Origin of the sequence: Protofrankia sp. Cas4 (assembly GCF_963555915.1) — a bacterium.
In the GTDB taxonomy this organism is placed as follows: domain Bacteria; phylum Actinomycetota; class Actinomycetes; order Frankiales; family Frankiaceae; genus Protofrankia.
Window position 1 is genome coordinate 1 of record NZ_CAUVXL010000127.1, and the last position, 16176, is coordinate 16176.

Genomic DNA, 16176 nt, shown 5'->3' on the forward strand with positions numbered 1-16176 from the left:
GTACTACCCGCCGAGCGTGGCGGCACGGGCCAGCGGTGGACAAACCACCGTTTACGCCTCCTGGAACGGTTCGACGCAGACGAGGGCCTGGCAGGTGCTCGGTGGACCAGACGCCGGTTCCCTGGTGCCGCTGGTCAGCCACGCCCGACGATCCGGGTTTGAGACCGCGGTTGCGACGAACAATCGCGGACCATACTTCCAGGTGAAGGCGCTGGATGCGGACGGGAAGGTTCTCGGGACCTCCAGGATCGTAAAACTCGATTGAATCATCCGTACGTGCGACGTAGCCGGCTGGACGCGGATGTCAGGTCATGAGCGCCTGCAGAGGATCTCGCCGTGGAGGACGGCGAACCAGCCGTCGGGGGATGCCGCCCAGGTACGCCAGGCGCTCGAGATCCGGGCGAGGTCGTCGTCGAGGGCGAGGCCCGATGCCAGCAGCTGGTCGGCTACGGCCGAGGCCACGATGCGTTCGGCCCACATTCCGCCCCACCAGGCCCGGTCCGCCGGGGTCGCGAAGCACCAGGTGCTGGCCGTCGCCGTCACGTCGGTGAACCCGGCGGCGCGGGCCCAGGACACCAGGTGGCGGCCGGCGTCGGGCTCGCCCCCGTTGGCGCGGGTTGCCTGCTGGAACAGGGCGAGCCACTCGTCCAACTCCGGGAGCCGCGGGTACCAGGCGAACGCCGCGCAGTCGCCGTCACGGGCGGCGACTATCCCGCCGGGCCGGCAGACCCGGCGCATCTCCCGCAGGGCGCCCACCGGGTCGGCCACATGTTGGAGGACCTGGTGAGCGTGCACGACGTCGACGCTGTCGTTCGGCAGGTCGAGCGCGTTGACGTCCCCGACGATGAAGTCGATGGTGTCCTGGCCGCGGGCGGCGGCCTCGGCCCGCGCGAGGTCCAGGACCTCCTCGCTGACCTCGAGCGCCGTCACCCGTCCCGGAGCGACGCGGGCCGCGAGGTCCGCGGTGATCGTGCCGGGCCCGGCGCCGATGTCGAGCACTGTCATGCCTGGCACCAGCCAGGGGAGTAGGTAGGCGGCTGAGTTCTCGGCGGTGCGCCACCGGTGTGCGCTCAGCACCGACACGTGATGTCCATGCGTGTAGACGTTCGCGGCACCGACCACAGAGACCTCCCATCAAGCGTCTCATATTATGAGACTGTCATCCCGAATGTTGAGCCGTGTGTGATGGTACCCCCGCGGGCCGGGGAGCGAAAGCACCAGCCAGGACGAGCGATTGACCGTACCCGTTGATAGTCAACGGTGTTGACGACTCTGCTTTGATCGAATTTGATCTTCAAAAACAACCAAACAACTCAACACCGAGGCCTCCCGGCCTCATAGCCCTGTCTGCGTGTCCGGTCCCGGGGCAGCCGGGCCGGCCCCCGCTGGGCGGCTTCCGTCGCCGGCGGTCACGAGCGCGCCGAGCAAGCCTGGGAAAACCGCGTTGATCTCGGCGTGTCGCAGGGCGTTCATCCGAGAGGTGCCCACGTAGTACTGGCGGATGAGCCCGGCCTCGCGCAGCACGCGAAAGTGGTGGGTGGCCGTGGACTTCTCCACTGGAAGGTCGAATGCGCCGCAGTTGATGTCACCGGACGCGGCGTACAGCTGGCAGACGATGCTGCGGCGCACCGGGTCCACCAGAGCCTCGAGAACCTTCTGAAGAGTGATCGCCTGCACGTCGGGGTGGGGTGGGACGCGCTCCTGCCCGCTGGATCGTGCGACGGCCATCAACCAGCGCCTCCTTCTGCTGCTTTCCCTATCATACGAGCCGGATCAAAGTTTGGTGACCATCAAAGTTTGACAACTGTCGAACTTATGGGCTTCACTAGGGACGGCCGCCGCGGCGCACGCGCCGGCCCCCCGTCCCCGTGTTCGGAAAGGCGATCCATGATGGCCAGGACAGTGCGGTTCCACGACGTCGGTGGCCCGGAGGTACTGAGGCTGGAGGACGTTGAGGTTGGCGAGCCCGGGCCGGGCGAGCTGCGTGTCCGGGTGGACGCGATCGGCCTCAACCGGGCCGAGGTGATGTTCCGGGGTGGCTACTACATCGAGCCGGTCAAGGAGTTTCCCGCCCGGCTGGGTTATGAGGCCGCGGGTGTTGTCGAGGCCGTCGGCGTCGGCGTTGCCGGCTTCGAGATCGGTCAGGCGATCAGTGTCGTACCTGCTTTCTCACAGAACGACTACGGCGTCTACGCCGAGCGGGCCATCGTTCCCGCCTCAGCGGTGCTGCACCGCCCGGAGGGCGTGGACGCGGTTGTGGGTGCGGCGGTGTGGATGCCCTATGTGACCGCGTACGGGGCCTTGGTGGAGATCGGCGGAATGCGGGCCGGTGACACCGTCGTCCTCACCGCAGCCTCCAGCAGTGTGGGGCTTGCCGCCATCCAGGTGGCAAACCGTGTCGGCGCTGTTCCGATCGTCACGACCCGCACGAGCGCCAAGAAGGAGCGGCTACTCAAGGCGGGCGCGGCCGAAGTGATCGTCGTCGAGGAGGAGAACGTCGTCGAGCGGGTCCTCGCCGCAACCGGTGGCCGTGGTGCCGAGTTCGTCTTCGACGCCGTTGCCGGCCCTGGCGTGCTCGACTTGGCCAAGGTGGTCGCGCCTGACGGCACCCTGTTCATCTACGGCCTGTTGAGTGGCGAAACCACGCCGTATCCGATGGCGCCGATGCCGGCGTTGAACATGCGCACCTACACCCTGTTTGAGATCACCACGGACGAACGGCGGCTGCGCCGTGCCGAGGCGTTCGTGGCCTCTGGTCTGCGAACGGGTGCCTTCCAGCCCGTGGTGGACCGCACCTTCGATCTGGAAGAGATCGTGGCGGCCCACCGATATATGGAATCCAACGCCCAGATCGGTAAGATCGTCGTCACGGTCACGCACTGACCCGATTTCGCGGACGACAATGCCGCTGCGAGCCGCGACTGCGCGCTCAGCGGACGGCGGCGCCGAACCACGTGGGCAGCCCGCTGAGCAGATCCCGCTGGGCGGCTTCCTTCCCCGGAGGTCACGAGCGCGCCGAGCAAGCCTGGGAAAACCGCGTTGATCTCGACGTGTCGCAGGGCGTTCATCCGAGAGGTGGCAGCGGGGATGGGTAGCCGCGGTGGCAGCGACGCCTTGGTGGGTAGCCGGCTCAGCACGAGTGGATGGTTGGCATACATTTTCCGGCCGAAAACCGGCGCCTCCTGACGTCATCCTTCCACTCGTCACACCGAAGAGAATGCGGATCAAGGAGTGGGGTTGGGGTGGATGCGTCGCGCGGTACGAGGAGGTCCAGGTAGCGGCGTTCTACGTGGGCCGACGGAGCCGGGGTACCTGTGCGGCGGGCAGCGATGACGCGAGGCGCCGCTCGACATCCGGCAGACCCTGGGCGAACGTCCGGCGCCGACCACTGAGCGGGTAGGCCGGGCGAGAGATCGTCCCAGGGGTGCCGCTTCGTGCTGTATCGAATCACTTGATAGTCAACGGCGTTGACGACTCTGCATTAAAAAATTTTACTTTTCGAAAAACAAAAATAAAAAACAACACCCCTACATCTTCACCAACCGCACGACCCCCACCGTCGGCGACAATTCGTACGGTTATTATCACCCACCATGACGGGCATCGTCTCGCGGGTGGTCCGCGACGGTACGGCAGCAGCTGGCCAGGTGCTGCCGGTCAACGCGAACGAACCTGAAGACCACGGCACCGCTGGTTGGTCTAGGCGGGCGGGCAGATTCGCGAACCGGTGGCGGGAGTGGGTCGACGTTCCCCGCCAATTCGGCATCGCGATGGTGATTGTAGTGATCTTTTTCGGGGGGGCGGCCGGCACGACCGCGCTCATCTTCGTGCACCGCCATCACGCGTTGCGGGTGGCGGGTGAACGCGCCGGCGCTTCCGTGATCGAGTCCCAGAACCTGCGCGTCGACCTGTCCTACGCCGACGCCAACGCGGCGGCGCTGGTATTCGATGAGGTCAAGCTCGACCTCGACCTCAACTGGAACAATCCCCAGCTGGCCCGCGACGCGTACGACGCGACCAGGACCGAACATGCGGTGACCGACAAGGTCACCGACGCCGAAATGGCTCTCGCCGAACTGCGGCGCCTCAACACCAACCTCTGCCCGGACCACGGGACCAACCCGACAGATCTGGCCGATTCCAGCTGCGAAGGTGACCTTCTCGACCTGCTGGAGCGGCAGATACCCACCTACACCGACCTCGTCGCGACGGCACGGGCGCACAATCGGGTCGGACAGCAGGTGGCCCAAGCCTACCTGCAGCACGCGTCGGCTCTGATGCAGAACAAGATTCTGCCCGCCGTGGACCAGCTGTTCGTCCTGACCGGCGCGGACCTCGACCGGGAGTCCCGGCGGGCCACGGACGCCACCCACGAAGTCGAGATAGCGGTGCTGCTGGGCACGTGTTGCTGCACCGCGCTCGGCAGTCAGCTCCTGCTGTTCCGCCGTACCCAACGGGTGTTCGACGTGCGCCTGCTCGCGGGCACGGGGGTTCTCCTGCTCGCGGGGGGCCTGATGTTCGCCGGGATGGGCATCGAGCGCTCCCGGGTCGTCACGGCACAGGAGAAGGGTTACCAGCCCATGGTGCTGTTCACTCAGGCCCGGGTGCTGGCATTGCAGACGCGCACGGACGACAATCTGTCGTTGATCTCGCTGAGCGACCGGGCCCAGTACGACCAGGGGTCCCAGGACGCGGTGCGTGCACTCGGCTATGACCTGGACGGCAAGCAGCTCGCCACCGGATCGCTTCCTGCTGGACGGCGGGGAGCGCTGGTCGCCGCGCTCGACCGCCTCCCGGCCCCCGACCGCCCGGCGCTGACAGCGGACCTGGACGCCTGGCTGTCCACTCGCGCCGTCGTCACCGCGCTGCTCGCCCCAGCGGGAGTGGCGGAGAACCCCGCGGGTGGCGTGGACGAGGAGCTGAGTCGCTTCGCCCGCGCGACGCTGCTGACGGTGAACTGCAGGGAACCCGCCTTCGCCCGGTTGGATCAAGAGCTCGACAAGGTGCTCAACGTCCGCCAAGCTGACTTCCGCGCCCGGATGTCAGCAAGCGCGCCGCCGTTGGACTGGCTCGGCTGGAGCGGCTTCGCGGGCGTTCTCGTCGCGGCCCTGTTCATTCTCGCCGGCTTCCGGCGCCGTCTGAGGGAGTACGCCGCATGAGGCACGGCCGGGGGTCTGTCGGTAAACCCGCCGAGGGGCGTTCCAGCGGATTCGTAGGGCCGGTGGTCCAAAGATTCGCCTGGGCGCGGCACCGCATCGTCCCGCTCGGTGTCGGAGCGGTGGCGCTGGCCGTCGCGGCCGCGTGTGCCACCGTCGGCAGTCCACTGCCGACGGACGCGAGGCCGCTGCTGCCCATGCCGACCACACCCGCGCCGTCCTCGTCCTCTCCTCCGTCTTGCGCCAAGGTCGACCTGTTGAGTAAAGCCGTGCCACGGATGGATCCGATGCCGACGCCTGGCGGCTCAATGCCCACCGGTTCGGCCATGGCGGACATCAAGCAGCGCGGTTTCCTCAAGGTGGGCATCGCGGTGGACGACCCACCGCTCGGCTCGGTGGACTGGCGGAAACTCCAGATCACCGGTTTCGACGCAGACGTCGCCCACGCCGTCGCGGACGCGATCTTCATTCCGGGCGAGAACACCGTCCAGTTCCAGCCCGTCTCCATCGACCAACGTGAGTCGGTACTCACGTCCGGGAAGGTCGACATCGTCGCAGCCAACTACACGATCACCTGTGAACGCGCGCAGCACGTCAACTTTTCCGGGGTCTACTACACGTCGCGCCTCGGGCTGCTGGTCCGGAAGAACGCCGGCTTCAGCTCCATCGGGGATCTCCAAGGTCACACCGTCTGCACGTCGAACGGGAGCACGTCGTTCGAGAAGCTGAAGAATCTGCCGCCACCCGCGCCCACAGTGACGCCTGCCCCGAACATCGCCGACTGCCTGGTGAGCCTGCAACGCGGCGAAGTGGACGCGATCGCGACCGACGACGTGATCCTGGCCGGGATAGCGGCGCAGGACCCGCTGCTCACCGTGGTCCCGCACGCATTCGACCAGGCATTCGCCGACCGGAAGGTCCTCGACGAGCCGTACGGGATCGGAATCCCGAAGAGCACGCCCGACAACAGTCAGTTCGTCGCCTTCGTCAACGGCGTCCTGAAGGCGTACATGTCGGACGGCCGCTGGACCGCGAGCTACCAGCAGTGGCTGAGCATGCTCGGACCCGCCCCACCCAGCCCGCTCGAGGAGTACCCACCGTGGTCCCGGTGAGCCCGCACCCGGTGAGCCACCGACACGGTGACGGCGCGGGGTTCAGAGACCTACCCGGCGGATCGTGATGCGACTCCACGCACCGACGAAGATCTGATCCCCGTCCCGCACCGGAACCGGCCGGCCCTTCGGGAGGCGGACGCACCTGTCGTTCAGCCGCGTCCCGTTGCGCGACCCGTGGTCGACAAGCTGGTAGGAGCCGTCCGCGGTCCGCTCAAGGACGGCATGCTCGGCCGAGACGCCCTCATCATCGACCGGCACCGACAGGTTGATCAACGGGCGTCTGCCGTCGAGCCGGTTACGCCGGCCGATGACGACGCGCTCGCCGCGGAGCGGGACGATCCTCGGCGGCTGTGCGGCGGGAAACCGCATTCCGTCGGACTTGCCGGTCTCGAAGTACACGCGGTCGGCGTCGATGTGCACCTCCCAGCGGACCCTCGCCGCGGGGTGCGGGACCAGCTCCGGCTGCGCCGGCATCGTCCCGGTCGCGAACTCGCAGCGGCAGCGCAGGCAGAACCGTTCGCCTACGGCCTGGCGCGCCCCGCAGTTCGGGCACCCGCCGGCCTTCCGCCTGCGCGTGTCCTCCGGCGGTGCGGCGGAGGTGGTCTCGTTAGTCGGCATGGTCGATCCCACGGGTCCAGACCGAGCGGAGGATAACGACCTGCACGTCGTGGTCCTGGACGTCGTCGCGGAGAACCACCGTTCCGGTCGCCGGGTCGTCGATGGTCACCAGACGGGCGAGCAGCTCAAGTGCCGCCAAGTCGCCCGCGGCGTGCGCAAGTGCGACGGCCCTCCCCAGCCGGTGTCGCGCGGCGGCGAGATCACCTGCCAGCAGAGCGTCCGTGCCTGCCTTGATATTCTGCGCCACATCGCTCTGTTCCCGCGACGTAGTCATCTTCTTACTGGCCTTGGTGTACAGCGAGTCGTCGTCGGTCCAGCGTGCGTAGACCGGCGCGGTCGCGAGTTCCCTGTCGGCCCGAACCAGGTCGATGCGGCCGGCCCAACTGGCCTCGTCCTCGATGACAGGATCAAGACCTTCGATACGGACCTGGTATTCGCGCTTCTCCGGGCCCCACGCCCCGGTCGGGAAGGCTGTGGTCTGGTCGTCCACTCGGCGCGCCCGACCGGTCAGCTCCTCGATGGTCGGGTGGGTCTGGGTCACGGACCTCAACCGCGCTCCGTAGGGGACCCAGATCCGTAGAACGATCTCGGCGAGCACCCTGCTGGTCGCGTCGCGGGTGATGGCGAGGAAGTCCGTCTCGAGGTCGGCTGGCTGCGGGACGTCCAGCGCCGTGCCAAGCAGCACGCTGGCGATCGTCGCCAGCTCCTTGGCGACCCAGCCTTCGCCGATGCCACGACAGTCGCACCGGAAGTGGCCTTCGCAGGCGCGTAGCGCCTGCATGAACTCTTCCGGGGACTCGTGTTCGTTCCTCCCGTCGGTTAGCAGGATCGCCTGGCGGATGGCGGCCGGAGCGTCGCGCAGGAGCTCGTCGGCGAGGGTCAGCCACCGGCCGATCGCCGTGCCGCCGTTGGACCGCAGCGTTGCGACGGCCTCGATCGCTGCCTGACGGGATCCCGGGGAGGCGATGGCCAGTTCCCGGGACTCGGGGTAGACCAGCGTGGCCGTGCCGGTTCCGGCGACCACGGCGAAGTACGTGCCGTCGCGCAGCGTCTCAACGGCCTTCGACGCGGCGCGCTTGGCTGCGGGGAGCTTCACTCGCGGGTAGTCCATCGAACCGGAGGCGTCGATCAGAATCACCACGGCGTGGTCGTCCGCCGGGGGGGCCACGTCGCCGGCAGCGGCCGTCACCGTCACGAGCGTGTCCATCGCGGTCGTGCTGATCGAAAGGTACGGATCCTGATCCACGGTGAGCTCAAAACTGATCATTCAGGCCTTCCTGAGCCGGTGTGACCCACGTCGCAATGGTCATGTCCATGTCCGCGGCCGGACCCGGTTCGCCAGCGTCACCAGCCGGACGCGATCGGCTCGGGTGGTGGCGAGCCTCGCGCGCTCGCGTAGCAGCCGCTCCCGTTCGAGACCGAGTTTCGTGATGTCCAGCGGGATTCCAAGCACGGTGGCCGGTAACATCCCAGCGCTGGTTGGCGTATCGCCGCGGGTATCAGCGCCGGAACCGGCCAGCAGCTCGGCCGCTGCCAGCACGGCCAGCCGCAGCGCGTGCCGCTGGTCCTCGCCGATCTCGGGTTCTGCCTCTTCGAAGACCCCGCAAGCCTTGGTGATGGCGGTCGCCGTCGGCGGCTGCCCGGGTTCGTCCGCGACGAGCAGTTCGATCATGCGGGTTCGCGCGGTCACGAACGCCCGGGAGTTCGCCGTGACCCGGCTGTAGGCTTCTACGCGGTCCTTCGGGTCACTGACGCACCGGGCGTGCGCGAAGGCTGCGCTGGAGATCGACGGGTCGGTGCGGGAAACGATGTCGAGGATGCGGGCAGCCGCCGGCAGATCTCCGGCCTGCTCCAGCGCCAGCGCATGCGCGAACCGCGGCATCAGCTCGCCCGGCACCTGGGCGTAGACCCGGTCGAAGTAGCCCGCGGCGGCCGTCGCCTCGCCGTCCACCATTTCCGTCAGCCCCTGGTACCACATGACGCGCCAGTCGCGCGGTTCAGCCACGGCAAGCGCAGCAAGCTGGTCACGGGCCCGGTCCAGGCGCCCGGCGTCGATCTCGGCGCGGACCCGTCGCAGTCTCACCTCCACGGTCATCGGTTCCAGCGCCGCCAGTCGGTCGGCCAGCGCCGCCGACTCCTCCCGCACGGACAGTGCGTCCAGGGCGAGGGCCGCCGGGTCGTCCGGGTCCACCCGCAGTGCGGCCAGAGCCTGCCATCGGCTGCCGGCATCCTCACTGAAGACGGGTGGCGCCGGTTCGAACCATCGGCTGACCACCGGGGCCCGCCGCCGGGGCTCCTCCCTGGCCGCGACGATCTCGTGCAGCACGCCGACAAGTTCCTCGGCCATCTCGTGGGCACTGCCGAAACGGTCCTCGGGGCGACGCGCCGTGCCTTTGAGCAGGAGGCGGTACAGCGAGTCGGAGTCGTCGAACACCGGGGAGGACGGCAGAGTGTGCCGGTTCTTTCTGGTGGGCTCCCACCCTCCACCGAGCACCAGCATGGCCAACATCCGACTGGCCGCGTACAGGTCCGAGGCAATCGAGGGAAACGCCCGCTCGGCACCGTTCCGGTAGGCGTCGTCGTCGATTTCCGGTGCGCGAAAGCTCGGGGTGCTCAGGTAGTTGGACGTGGTGTCGTCCACCCGGCGGGCGCCACCGAGATCGATCAACGTCAGCTCGTCCGACGTCACCATGACGTTGTCCGGTTTGAGGTCGCAGTACACCAGCTGGTAACGGTGCAGGTAGTCCAGCGCGGGGAGCAGCCGCAGGAGGTAACGGGCCGCGTCGGCCGGTGCCAGGGCCCCGCCCGACGTCTGCATGCACTTCTTCAGCGACTGGCCGTGGACGTAGTCCATGACGATGTAGTCGGCGCCGTCATGGGTGACGAAATCCCTGATCTTGACGATGTTCGGATGGGACACCGCCGTGAGTGCCCGGCGCTCGTTCTCGACCACACCGCGGGCCTCCGGGATCGCCGTGTCCAGCAAGCCCTTCACCGCCACCCAGGACACGACCTGGTGGTCACTGAGATGCTCGTCGCGCGCCGCGTAGACCCAGCCCTGGCCGCCGTGGTCCAGCGGCCCGGCGATCCGGTATCGACCGCCGATGACATCGTCCGGACGGAGCTTCACGGTAAACGAGTAGGGCTGGCCGCACTTCTCGCACCGGCCCTCCAGATCGACCGGCCCGTCACCGGACCGCGCCACTTTCGCCTCGCACCAGCCGCAGCGGCGCAGCGAGCGGGGCACGGTGGTGGTGGACAGCAACACCGGTGGACCGGTGAGCGGGATGTCCGGCAGGGCCGGTAAGGCGAACAACCCGCCGTTCGGGGTCGGGCGGGACGAATCAACCGGTGGGCTGGACGGTCTGGACTGGGGCAGCGTCATCGGGACTGTCCCCCCGCCGCGCCTGTCGGGACCGGCGGCCTGCGCGGGGTGTCCGCAGCGGTTGCACCTCCCGTCCGCGGTGATGATTCCCGAGCCCGTGCAACGCTCCCGTCGGCATGGCTGGCCGGTCATGTCGGCCGCACCCGGCGTGCCGGTCGTCGCCGGGCTCATCCGACCGCCCCGCCCCGACCCGGCGGGGCGGTCGGCGCGGCTGACATGCCCGGCTCCTGGGGGGCGTCCGGTTCGGCTCTGATGCTCAGCGCGTGTGCGTAGTCGAGGATGCACCGCTCCGCCAGCCGCAGGTCCGTCGGCACATCGTCGAGGGTCGCGCGGGCCTTCGCGTGCAGGATGGACAGTGCGGCGTCTTCGAGGAGACTGAGTCGACCAGCCTTCGCCGTGTAGATGCGTAGCCGGCCCCGTAACTGTTTGTACTGGTCGCGTGGCGCCGCGTTGGCATTGATAAGGCGCTCGGCGGCCTTGGACGCCTGGGCGGCGTGTCGTCGCCAGGCCGCTATACCGATTGCGGCGTCGTTGCGGCGGCCCGCCCGGACCGCCGCATCCAGATCCGCGAGCCAGGGCCGCAGGCCCCGCCCCGAGTCGGTGAGGAAGTCCGGGTCCGCCAGCGCGAGCAGACCCTCCGGCCGGGTGAAACGGTCGATCGCGTCGAGGGCGAGCCGCGTTCCCCGCCCTAGATCCGAGTCCAGCGTCTCAAGAATCCCGGCGAGCGCAGGCAGCTTGTCCGCGGCATCGTCGGGCACGACGGTGACCACCGATTCGGAATCATCCCTGTCGATCACATTTGTCGGTGCGGTTGCCGGTGGTCGGGCAACCAGGATGCACTCCGCCGGGTCGTTCTCACTGAGCACGTGCACACGCTGGCTCGGCAGCTCGTGCTCTGTGGTGAGCGCGTCGACGGTTTCCTGCACGGCCGCCCGGAACTCCGCGAGCGTCGCCGGCCCGTGCGCCTCGGCCATCGCGATACTCAACGCCCGGGAGAACACGCTGAACGCGTCGGAACCACGTGTGAACCGGGCCCGTTCGCCCGGACCACACGCATACACATAGAAGACCCGTCGTCCCTTCACCCGCTGGACCTGCCGACGGGACCAGCCCGCCGCGCTCATGGTGGCCTTCTCCTGAAGGTGGACACCCTCGCGGCAGGCGTCGACGAGGATGACGACGTCTCCGGCGTGACTGGCATCGATATAATCCCGGAAGTCAATGAGAACGCACTTGTCGAAAAATTTTCCCGACCGTGTGAACGCGCTGGAAGGGACCAGATAATCCTGACCGTTGCCATGCACACCGTGCCCGCTCAGATACAGTATCAACGTTTGTTTTCGGGACGCCCGGTCGATGAACGACTCGATTGCCGACTCGATCGCGTCCCGGTTGGTCCGCCGCACGTCGTGTACCTCCACCTGGTAGCCCACCGGCTCCAGGGCGGCCATCAGCTCCCGTAGGTCCTCTTCGACAAACGGCAGGTCGTCGATGGAGGTGTCTTCGTAGTACGGAACGCCCAGCAGCAGCGCCCGGAACGTTCCCGCCCCGCCGTCACGACCGTCCCCCGAGTCTCGCTTCATACGTCGTGGCTACTCGCCGAAGGTCAGGGTGATCGCACCCGTCGCGCCGATCTGACTGGACGCACCGACAACGGTGACACCACCGCTCGCGGTCACCTCGAAGGAGATCTGGGCCTCCTTCAGCGGTAACCTCCCGCCGGCTTCGGCGATTTCGTCGAAAACCCCTCGTAGACCGTCCACCACATGCCTGAGGTTTTCCCGTAACACGGCGACCGGAATATTGCGCACCGACGTCTCGCCATCGCGACGACGGAAGATGCCCTTATCCCCGCCACCGACATCGTCGTCATCGTCGGCGACGAGAAAAGGCAACGTGCACGTCGGTACTTCCACTCTGGCATCGGACATCAAGGCTCCTGATCTTCATCCCGCACCGTCGATCTCGCGTGGATCCTACCTCCGGAGAGTGCGGCATCGGTCACCTGCCTCCGCGTGCAGCGCTTCTCGCGACCACCTGCACCGGTGGTCATCGGAACTGCCCGACGACCCCGCAGGCAAGGGCGAGGCCAGGCATACGCATTGTGTGCGGGCGTTCCGACACAGCCTGACATCCGCGTGCCACGCGATTCGACGTTCAGCGGATAGCGGCCAGGATCGTCGATGCCCCCGCCGACCGGCGATGCCCCCGCCGACCGGCGATGGCCCGGCCGGCCCGGTGATTGGGCGTGCACAGTCCGGGTATGCAAGGCAGTGGTCAGCCCGAGGTGGTGACGGCGGTGCAGCTACGACCATCAGCCGCGCGGCTGGTCGAGCGACCTACGCGGCCGGACCGACGGGCCAACGAGCGTGAGCCGCAGGCGCGCACAGTGAGATGGCTGCCTCTTCTCGCCCCGCTCATGGTGCTCGTCGTGGTCGTCGGTGTGGAGTTGGCCGACCGAGAGTGGACGATCCTTGAGCTGGCGGTCCTGTGCCCGATGCTCTCCGCTACGCTGACGGGCCCTCGTCTGACCGCGGTCTATGGGGTCGCCGCGGTGGTGACCGGTGCTCTGTTGGGGATTCACGACGGCCTCTACCAACCCCGCCACGGTGGACCGTTAGCCCAACTGGTCCGCCTGGCCGGCATAACAGCGGGCGCCGTCATCGCCGTCATGGTGAGCCGTTACCACACCCGGCGCGAAACGAAGCTGCACAATGTCACGCAGGTGGCGCAGACGGCGCAGCAGACGATTCTCTCATCGGTCCCGCCCACGTTGGATGGCCTGCGGCTCGCTGTCCGCTACGAGAGCGCCACCGCGGAAGCTGCGGTCGGCGGCGACCTGTACGACATTCTCGCCAGCCCATGGGGCGTCCGCATTCTCGTCGGTGACGTCCGCGGAAAAGGCATGGGAGCCGTCTGGATCGCCAGCCGGGTGCTTGGCTGCTTCCGGACCGTTGCTCGTCGTACGCAGGACCTCAGCGCCGTCATAGCCGATCTCGACGCAGAAGTCGCCGAGGTCGGTGGTCTCGACGACTTCGTCACCGCCATCGTCGCGCAGATCCACGACGGCCAGCTGACACTGGCCAACGCGGGACACCCCGACCCTGTCGTTCTGCATTCCGACACTGCACATCTGCTCACCGTCCCGCTCCGAGCGCCGCCTCTCGGTCTCGCCGCTGGAGCCGCTGGACGCCGCGCGGTCACGCTGCTGCCAGGCGACCGGCTACTCCTCTACACCGACGGGCTGGCGGAAGCGCGACACCCGGTCACCGGCGAGTTTTTCCCGCTCCTGGACGCAGCCCGTGACGCACTTGGATCCGCGAACCTCGACACGGCATTGGCCGAGCTGACACGCTATCTCCACCGCTGGGCCGGAGCGCATCTGGACGACGATGTGGCGCTCCTGCTCGTCGAGATCCCGCGGGCGGGAACCGCCGATGCCACGACTCGCCGCCGATAGCCTGGCCCGAGGCGGGCTCACCAGCCGCGGGCACGCCAGTCGGCGAAATGGGGTCGCTCCACACCGAGGGTCGTGTCCTTGCCGTGCCCGGGGTAGATCCACGTGGCATCCGGAAGCCGTCCGAAAACATTCCGCTCGAGGTCGTCCATGAGGGAGTTGAACGCCTCGGCGTCCCCGAACGTCGAGCCGGGGCCACCAGGGAAAAGGCAATCACCGGTGAACAGATGCGGGGCCGTCGGGTCGGCGTCGTAGAGCAGCGCGATCGATCCGGGCGTGTGCCCGACCAGGTGGATCACTCGCAGCGTCGCGTCACCGACCGTCACCTGGTCGCCGTCGCAGACCAGGGTCGTCGTCGGCACCGGGATGGCGTCCGCGTCGTCCGGATGCGCCACCGTCCTCGCCCCGGTGGCCGCGACCACCGCCTCCAGGGCCTGCACATGGTCACCGTGACGGTGGCTCGTGACCACGGTCGCGAGCCCAGCCTCGCCGATGAGACCCAGCAGCGTCCCGGCCTCGTTCGCGGCGTCGATCAGGAGCTGCTCGCCGGTTGCGGCACAGTGCAGCAGGTAGGCGTTGTTGTCCATCGGGCCTACCGCGACCTTGGTAATGGTCAGTCCGGGCAGCTCCCGGACGTCCGCCGGCCCGCCTACCACGACCGCGCCGCTGTAGCCGCCACCTTTGATTCTGTGTCTCATGATCCCCTTCTTTACAGGTGATCGATACCGGTGATCGGACTTCAGGACCATGGCACCTGATATCGGTCGAATACCTCGCGTAGATGCCCTATGGGGCAAATCGCCTGACCGTTGAGATACCAACAGGCAATCCCGGTAGGGTCGAGTGCCGCTGACAGGACCCCGCGGTCGCCTCCAGGGAGGATCAGCTCCGGCCATGGCCGGCCCAGCAGGTCCATCACATCGTCGACAAGAGTGTCCGCGCCGTGCGCGCACGCCGCCTCCACGCCGTCCTCGAGATGCGCGAGGAAGCGGTGCCCACCTGCCGAGACGACGAGGGCCTGGGCCTCAATCATTGCTGTGGAGTCGGCGTGGCCTCGCCCCGGCGGCGCAAACGACGGGTCGACAAGCAGTCGGATATCGGGAAAAATAGGCAGTTCGAAATCCGCCTGAAGGCGTCGTTGGACCGCCGCGCGGGCAGCATCGAAGCCGGCCGGTGACCATCGACCTACCCAGGCCGCCTCGAACGTTGCCGACGTCATGCCGTTCTGCATGCCAGGTAGAATATCGCGTGGTCGCCCTTTGCATTGGTGACCGTACCCTCGAGTCGGAACACTCCGCCGGAGACGACGTCCCGCGCGTTGACCGAACCGTGCGGCGGGTAAACACCCCACTGGATCCCGTAGCCCTTTCCCTTCTGCTGCGCAGTCAGTGTCCCGAGGCTGCTCGATGGGCTGAAACTCGGCGAGCAGCTGCTGCTCGGGCTGCCAACGCTGGTGGTACCGGCGCAGCCCAGAAGTGCGGTTGTCATGCATCCGACCGACGGGCCGTGACTGTCCGAATCGGGAGGGCGAGGCGGCGCACGAGCGGGGGTCGTCCCGGAGCCCTCCCGAAGCTGTCGGACCCCGTCCGTAACATGGCAGGCGCTGCGGACATCCCGGTCCCGACCGTGGCACGCCCCCTCACCCCGAGCAGACCGCGAAGGATCCCACGATGGCCGACCGTCTCGTCGTTCGCGGCGCGCGAGAGCACAACCTGCGCGATGTCGACCTCGACCTGCCGCGGAACGCCCTGATCGTCTTCACCGGCCTGTCGGGCTCGGGGAAGTCCAGCCTCGCCTTCGACACGATCTTCGCGGAGGGGCAGCGGCGGTACGTCGAGTCGCTGTCGGCCTACGCCCGCCAGTTCCTCGGCCAGATGGACAAGCCCGACGTCGACTTCATCGAGGGCCTGTCACCGGCGGTCTCCATCGATCAGAAATCGACCTCGCGAAACCCCCGGTCGACGGTCGGGACGATCACTGAGGTGTACGACTACCTGCGCCTGATGTTCGCGCGGGCGGGCCGGCCACACTGCCCGAAGTGCGGCCGGCCGATCTCCCGCCAGACCCCGCAGCAGATCGTCGACCGCCTGCTGGAGCTGCCCGAGGGCACCCGGTTCCAGGTGCTCGCCCCGGTCGTGCGGGGCCGCAAGGGCGAATATGTCGACCTCTTCGCGGACCTGCAGTCCAAGGGGTTCGCCCGGGCGCGCGTCGACGGTGACGTGGTCGCCCTCACCGACGTGCCCAAGCTGGAGAAACAACGCAAACACACGATCGAGGTCGTGGTCGACCGGCTGGCGGTGAAGGCGTCGGCGAAGCAGCGGCTGACCGACTCCGTCGAGACGGCACTCGGCCTCGGCAGCGGCCTGGTGCTGCTCGACTTCGTCGACCGCGACGCGGGCGATCCCGACCGTGAGCGGATGTACTCCGAGCACCTCGCCTGTCTGT

The 16176-nt window shown here is 67.8% G+C and carries 14 protein-coding genes and 2 pseudogenes; 6 read left to right on the plus strand and 10 right to left on the minus strand.

What is annotated here, in order from left to right:
* A pseudogene (locus U9979_RS11770) lies at window positions 1-265 on the plus strand (hypothetical protein); the annotation flags it as partial.
* A 44-nt stretch (window positions 266-309) separates the two neighbouring features.
* Here the strand turns inward: U9979_RS11770 and U9979_RS11775 are convergent.
* Window positions 310-1122 carry a class I SAM-dependent methyltransferase gene (locus U9979_RS11775; RefSeq protein WP_322779420.1) on the minus strand — a complete coding sequence of 271 codons (813 nt, stop codon included), beginning with the start codon at window positions 1120-1122 and terminating at the stop codon, window positions 310-312.
* A gap of 213 nt (window positions 1123-1335) precedes the next feature.
* Window positions 1336-1728, minus strand: a complete 393-nt coding sequence (locus U9979_RS11780; protein ID WP_322779421.1) for a helix-turn-helix transcriptional regulator — start codon at window positions 1726-1728, stop codon at window positions 1336-1338.
* Window positions 1729-1890: 162 nt separating this feature from the next.
* Between U9979_RS11780 and U9979_RS11785 the strand changes: the two genes are divergently transcribed.
* The 3 genes from U9979_RS11785 to U9979_RS11795 all read left to right on the plus strand — a co-directional run bounded on the left by U9979_RS11785 (window position 1891) and on the right by U9979_RS11795 (window position 6268).
* Entirely contained in the window at window positions 1891-2883 is a 993-nt protein-coding gene (locus U9979_RS11785; RefSeq protein ID WP_322779422.1) for a zinc-dependent alcohol dehydrogenase family protein, read from the plus strand.
* Window positions 2884-3593: 710 nt separating this feature from the next.
* Window positions 3594-5159 carry a hypothetical protein gene (locus U9979_RS11790; RefSeq protein WP_322779423.1) on the plus strand — a complete coding sequence of 522 codons (1566 nt, stop codon included), beginning with the start codon at window positions 3594-3596 and terminating at the stop codon, window positions 5157-5159.
* 62 nt (window positions 5160-5221) lie between these two features.
* Window positions 5222-6268 (plus strand): glutamate ABC transporter substrate-binding protein, encoded by a 1047-nt coding sequence (locus tag U9979_RS11795; protein WP_322779424.1) that lies wholly within the window; start codon window positions 5222-5224, stop codon window positions 6266-6268.
* Window positions 6269-6310: 42 nt separating this feature from the next.
* Here U9979_RS11795 and U9979_RS11800 read toward each other — a convergent pair whose 3' ends face one another.
* The 5 genes from U9979_RS11800 to U9979_RS11820 all read right to left on the minus strand — a co-directional run bounded on the left by U9979_RS11800 (window position 6311) and on the right by U9979_RS11820 (window position 12205).
* Window positions 6311-6889 carry an FHA domain-containing protein gene (locus U9979_RS11800; protein WP_322779425.1) on the minus strand — a complete coding sequence of 193 codons (579 nt, stop codon included), beginning with the start codon at window positions 6887-6889 and terminating at the stop codon, window positions 6311-6313.
* Window positions 6879-8156 (minus strand): vWA domain-containing protein, encoded by a 1278-nt coding sequence (locus U9979_RS11805; protein WP_322779426.1) that lies wholly within the window; start codon window positions 8154-8156, stop codon window positions 6879-6881. Before U9979_RS11805 ends, U9979_RS11800 begins: the two co-directional genes overlap by 11 nt.
* A 39-nt stretch (window positions 8157-8195) precedes the next feature.
* Window positions 8196-10274 carry a tetratricopeptide repeat protein gene (locus U9979_RS11810; RefSeq protein WP_322779427.1) on the minus strand — a complete coding sequence of 693 codons (2079 nt, stop codon included), beginning with the start codon at window positions 10272-10274 and terminating at the stop codon, window positions 8196-8198.
* 167 nt (window positions 10275-10441) lie between these two features.
* Window positions 10442-11857, minus strand: a complete 1416-nt coding sequence (locus U9979_RS11815) for a caspase family protein (RefSeq protein ID WP_322779428.1) — start codon at window positions 11855-11857, stop codon at window positions 10442-10444.
* Between the two features lie 9 nt (window positions 11858-11866).
* Complete coding sequence (locus U9979_RS11820; RefSeq protein ID WP_322779429.1) at window positions 11867-12205, minus strand: hypothetical protein; 339 nt, start codon at window positions 12203-12205, stop codon at window positions 11867-11869.
* 458 nt (window positions 12206-12663) lie between these two features.
* Between U9979_RS11820 and U9979_RS11825 the strand changes: the two genes are divergently transcribed.
* Window positions 12664-13734 carry a PP2C family protein-serine/threonine phosphatase gene (locus U9979_RS11825; protein WP_322779430.1) on the plus strand — a complete coding sequence of 357 codons (1071 nt, stop codon included), beginning with the start codon at window positions 12664-12666 and terminating at the stop codon, window positions 13732-13734.
* Window positions 13735-13751: 17 nt separating this feature from the next.
* On the opposite strand, the gene U9979_RS11830 is transcribed toward U9979_RS11825, so the two are convergent.
* The 3 genes from U9979_RS11830 to U9979_RS11840 are packed head-to-tail and all read right to left on the minus strand — an operon-like array spanning window position 13752 to window position 15219.
* Window positions 13752-14429 (minus strand): MBL fold metallo-hydrolase, encoded by a 678-nt coding sequence (locus tag U9979_RS11830; RefSeq protein ID WP_322779431.1) that lies wholly within the window; start codon window positions 14427-14429, stop codon window positions 13752-13754.
* A gap of 41 nt (window positions 14430-14470) precedes the next feature.
* Entirely contained in the window at window positions 14471-14950 is a 480-nt protein-coding gene (locus tag U9979_RS11835; RefSeq protein WP_322779432.1) for a hypothetical protein, read from the minus strand.
* Window positions 14947-15219, minus strand: a complete 273-nt coding sequence (locus U9979_RS11840; protein WP_322766497.1) for a hypothetical protein — start codon at window positions 15217-15219, stop codon at window positions 14947-14949. The genes U9979_RS11835 and U9979_RS11840 overlap by 4 nt, the downstream gene beginning before the upstream one ends.
* A 182-nt stretch (window positions 15220-15401) precedes the next feature.
* Here U9979_RS11840 and U9979_RS11845 point away from each other — a divergent pair.
* Window positions 15402-16176: pseudogene (locus U9979_RS11845) on the plus strand (excinuclease ABC subunit A); the annotation flags it as partial.